This window comes from Mycobacterium sp. IDUB_19, from assembly GCF_055419445.1.
Window position 1 is genome coordinate 1 of sequence record NZ_JBVAXR010000170.1, and the last position, 963, is coordinate 963.

Below are 963 nucleotides of genomic sequence, written 5' to 3' on the forward strand. Positions count from 1 at the left end.
AGTGCGCCAGGTACTGCGGAGAGTTCGGCGGGTAGTGGGCAGGCGAAGTCGCCGTCGGCGTAGACGTTGATGCCGGGACATTCGACGTGGATCGTTTTCGCCCGCGCGGTGGTCACCTCGTCGAGTTCGACGTGGGTGCCTTTGATCACGGTGGGGAAGAGGCGGACCAGTTTCGTCCGGGATGCGGTGTGGGCCATGGTGATGTCGAGCAGGCCGTCGGTGTAATCGGCGTTCGGACAGATCAATAGCCCGCCGCCGTAGCTTCGGGTATTTCCGAATGCCGCCAGCGTGATATCGGCGTTGATCTCCTTGGTGCCGTCGAGCACCAGGCGGAACGGCAACATCCGCAGTTGCGAAAGCTCGGCGAGCATCGCGACGTAGTAGCGCAGCCGTCCATGCGGCCAGCTCATCCGGTTGGCGCGGTCGGTCACCAGGGAATCGAATCCGGTGGCCGCCACGGTGCCGAACCACTTATCGACACCTTTCGTATCGCGGATGCGGCCCAGGTCGATGGTTTGGGTCCAGCCGTCGGCGACGATGTCCGCGGCGGCCTCGGGATCCTTTGTGGGAATACCGAATTCACGGGCGTGATCGTTGCCGGTGCCCGCCGGGATGATGCCGAGCGGAATGTCGGTGCCCGCCAACACTTGTAGAGCGTTGGAGATGACGCCGTCGCCGCCGGTGGCCACCAGCGCGTCGGTGCCCCGCTCGATGGCCGCGGCTGCGAGATGGCGGGCGTCTTCGGCGTCGTCGCCGATGATCTCGACGACCTCGACACCGCGAGCGTGCAGCCTGGTGATGGCGGCCTGCGCCGCTTGCACGGCGGTCCCGTGCCCCGAAAGGGGATTGGTCAGCGCGGTCACCTTGCCGATCTCGCGCCGGCGCAACTGCTGCATCACGGAATCAGCTTGCCGGGATTGAGGATTCCCGCCGGATCCAGTGTCGCCTTGACCGCGCGCAACA

The 963-nt window shown here is 65.7% G+C and carries 2 protein-coding genes; both read right to left on the reverse strand.

Features of this window, described 5'->3' with window-relative positions:
• A partial coding sequence (locus tag ACZY0B_RS27690; protein ID WP_463767414.1) for a diacylglycerol kinase occupies positions 1-896 on the reverse strand: 896 nt, incomplete at its 3' end.
• Positions 896-963: FAD-linked oxidase C-terminal domain-containing protein (locus tag ACZY0B_RS27695; protein ID WP_463767222.1), on the reverse strand; the 68-nt coding region annotated here is incomplete at its 5' end. The genes ACZY0B_RS27695 and ACZY0B_RS27690, both read right to left, overlap by 1 nt.